Annotated in this window: 3 protein-coding genes; all 3 read right to left on the reverse strand. The window is 59.7% G+C overall.

Annotation, left to right across the window (positions count from 1 at the left end; genetic code table 11):
• Positions 1-1,012: peptide chain release factor 2 (locus HKN37_00750; GenBank protein ID NNE45168.1), on the reverse strand; the 1,012-nt coding region annotated here is incomplete at its 3' end.
• 85 nt (positions 1,013-1,097) lie between these two features.
• Positions 1,098-1,457, reverse strand: a complete 360-nt coding sequence (locus tag HKN37_00755; protein NNE45169.1) for a hypothetical protein — start codon at positions 1,455-1,457, stop codon at positions 1,098-1,100.
• A gap of 19 nt (positions 1,458-1,476) precedes the next feature.
• A partial coding sequence (locus HKN37_00760; GenBank protein NNE45170.1) for a hypothetical protein occupies positions 1,477-3,486 on the reverse strand: 2,010 nt, incomplete at its 5' end.

Raw genomic sequence — 3,486 nt, forward strand, 5'->3', positions numbered from 1 at the left:
CAAGATCACCATCCATTACCGACTGTATGTCCGTCACCTTGGTTTCGGTCCGATGATCGTTGACCATGGTGTACGGCTGAAACACGTATGAACGGATTTGACTTCCCCATTCGATCTTCTTCTTGCTGCCTTCCACCGCATTCTTGGCGGCCTCCTGAATCGCAAGCTCCAGCTGATAGATCCGACTCTTGAGCATCGTCGTCGCGCGCTCGCGGTTCTGCAACTGGCTTCGCTCTTCCGTGCACTCCGCGACGACACGCTGCTGTGTGCCGTCCGACAGTGCACCGGTCCAGATGAGCCGGACGCCGGTCTCAACCTTGTTGACGTTCTGCCCGCCCTTTCCGCCGGAGCGAAAGGTCTGCATCTCCACCTCATCCGACTTTAGCTCGATGTCGATGCTGTCGTCTACCTCCGGATACACGAATACGCTGGCGAACGACGTATGACGCCTTCCGCTTGAATCAAATGGAGATATACGTACCAGTCGGTGCACGCCCGACTCGGCCTTGAGATAGCCATAGGCCATCGAGCCTTCTACCTGAATCGAGGCGCTCTTGATGCCCGCACCCTCACCCTCCTGGAACTCGAGCATTTCCACCTTATAGTCGTGCTTCTCTCCCCACCTCGTGTACATTCGCAGAAGCATCTCCGCCCAATCCTGACTCTCCGTGCCACCGGCACCGGGGTGAATTGTCAGGATGGCATTACGCACGTCGTCCGGTTCGCTGAGCATGCTCCGGAGTTCAAGTGTTTCGACCAACGATTCCATTGCCGCCGCCTCAGCATCGATCTCTCCGCTGAGATCTGTCTCCTCCTCCTCGGCCATTTCAACCAGCGTCCGGATGTCATCCGCCCTTCGCTTGATATCGTCCCATGCCGTCAGCCAGGTCTTTTCGGCGGCGAGGGCCTGCTCCACCTTGCGAGCGGCGGTAGGATCATTCCAGTAATTCGGGTCGAGACGCTTCTCGCTCAGAGCATCAATTCGCTTTCGTCGCTCGGCGACGTCAAAGATACCTCCCGAGCGCGTCTACGCGCTCTAACAGGTTTCGTACGTTTTCAGTCATGTTGTATATGTCCTTTCTACTCGATGCTCTACTCTATGCTGCAGCCGTCGGCGCGGCCACAGGCCGGACCAGTTTTCGTAATCCCGAGCCGACAAGTCCTCCAGAGAGTCCAATAAGAAAACCGACGGCGACAATGATAAGGGGTACCGCAAAGCTCGGCACAAGACCCGAAACTCCTGCGAGTATCCGATGCAATTCCATAGCCGGCCCGGTGGCGACGGCAACAGTATACGAGGTCAGGCCTGCCCAAACACTGCCCACGACCACCGCGCCTCTCCACCATCCACCGGTGGTCCACAGCCAGCCAGCCAGAATGCCACCGGCGACACCCCATGCCCAACCGAGCAGAAGATGACACGCCGCCGTTACAGCTATGGAGAAGAGCCACCGCATCACGCTTGCGAGAGTTTGACTAAAGCTCTTGAATAACCTCTCGAGCGCGCTTGCGCATCGACGGATTGCGATCTGACATTAGCGACTGTGCCGTCGACTTGACGTCCGCCTTCCAACCAGGTCCCAACGAAGCGAATTTTCGATAGGCTGCGAGAGCGGCCCCGCGTACCGCCTCGTCCCTCTGCGGTTCCATCAACTCTCGCAGATATGCGGCGCTGGATGCAGTCGGATTGGTCTCGAGCACCGCGGCAATAGCTCGTTCAACCACGCCCTCCCACGATTGGTCACGGGCGATGGGTTCCACCGTCGTCCAGAAGCGCTTCGGCGAGAGGTCACCCAGAACTTCTACCGCCGTGGCAACCACTCCGTACGATGAATCACGTAGCGCTTCCCGTACTACTCGCACAGCCGCCGGATCGGCCGAACCCTGCAGAAGCCGAAGAGCCGATCTGCGGCACTCAGGCGCAGGATCCGTAACGGTCTGGGCCAGCGCAAACCGAAGTACGGCAGCCGAACTCACGTAACCCGCCAGGCCTTGCAACGCAGCTGAGCGGACCAGCGGCGACGAGTCGGTACCGGCCACACGAATCAGCGCATCCCGGACTTCGCTCGCTCGCTGTGCACGCGTCAGCGTCTTTACTGCACCATATCGCCCGGCGACGGCATCGTCCAACTCCGCCTGCGCGATCCATTGCCATAGCGGCTTGCGATCCCTGATGTCCGCCAGGAGACGTTTCTGAGCGTCTACCGTGACAAACGCGATCCGTCCGGACACCCCGAAGGTAAGTGTCGTGTCGCGCGAAGCAATACGAACCCGTTCGCTGTATGCCGGCCTCGAATCAAAGTTCAGTTCGACGTCGGTGTCAATTTCATAGGTCGGAAACAGGCTGGAGTCCTGAACCTGACGGAGTCGTATCGCATAGATTCCGCCCGATGCGTCGTAATCATGCTCGATGACAATCTCCGGGTGACCTGGCTGCAGAAACCACTGGTCGAAGTACTCGTCGAGCGGGTGACGGGCAGCCTGCTCCATGGATTCGCGGACGTCGTCGAGTGCGACCGCCCGCTGGGCGTGTCGCGCCAACAACTCGCGACCGGCTCGCCAGAACGTCTCGTCGCCAATCACGAAAGCGAGCTGGGACAGAGCCAGCGCTGCCTTGTCCGACGAATGTGCGGCCGCCAGATGCCCGTCGCTCTTTGAACTCTTCGAGATGGCCGGCCGTCGAACAGTTGCGGCCTCGCCGAAATACAGCTCGCGGGTAAGGATGATCTGTTCGCGGGCCGCGTCGATGCCGTGCGCTTCCTCGAGGTACGCCCACTCCAACATCCGGTTAAGCCCTCCGAGGATAGCCATGTCCGACCAGTCCGCAGCCGAGGTCCAGCTGCCGAACCACTGGCTGGCCAGTCCGCTCATCAATGTGGTCTCACCCCGATCGTCCAGTAATGCGCGGCCGTCGCGCATCACTGCCGAGCTCAGAATTGTCAGACCCGCCGTTCCGCCGACCATATCGGAGTGGCCCCGTACTGCGACCTGCTTGTAGTCGGAAAATGGATACTCCACGGCCGTTCGCTTCTCCATGACCCCGACCATATCCGGCGTCGGGTAGAAAACATCTTCAATGAGTGTACCAGCCAAGGAGTCAGCGCCGTAGACAAGCATGGACCGCTTCCCGACCGGACTGACGTATTGGTCCTCCACCAATGCGAATGTGCCCACCACAAACCCGATCCTGTCCGCAGGCTGCGGAATATCCACAGCCCAGTGATCGACCCGATGCAGACTGTCGGAATCCTGCTCGTTTATCAGCTGACCGCTCGCAAACGTCGACAGCGAGTCGGGGACGCTCAGGCGTAACTCAAACGTCATGCTTTCCGCTGGATGATTCCAGACCGGCAGCCATGAACGAACCGCGGCCGGACGAACGTCCGTCCAGACTTGCGTGGGCAGCGATGGATCATCGCCGGCGGGATCGACAAAACGTACTCCGCCGTGTGCGGCGTCGACCGAGCCATTCGCACGGTACTGAAT

The organism is Rhodothermales bacterium (assembly GCA_013002345.1).
GTDB lineage: Bacteria > Bacteroidota > Rhodothermia > Rhodothermales > JABDKH01 > JABDKH01.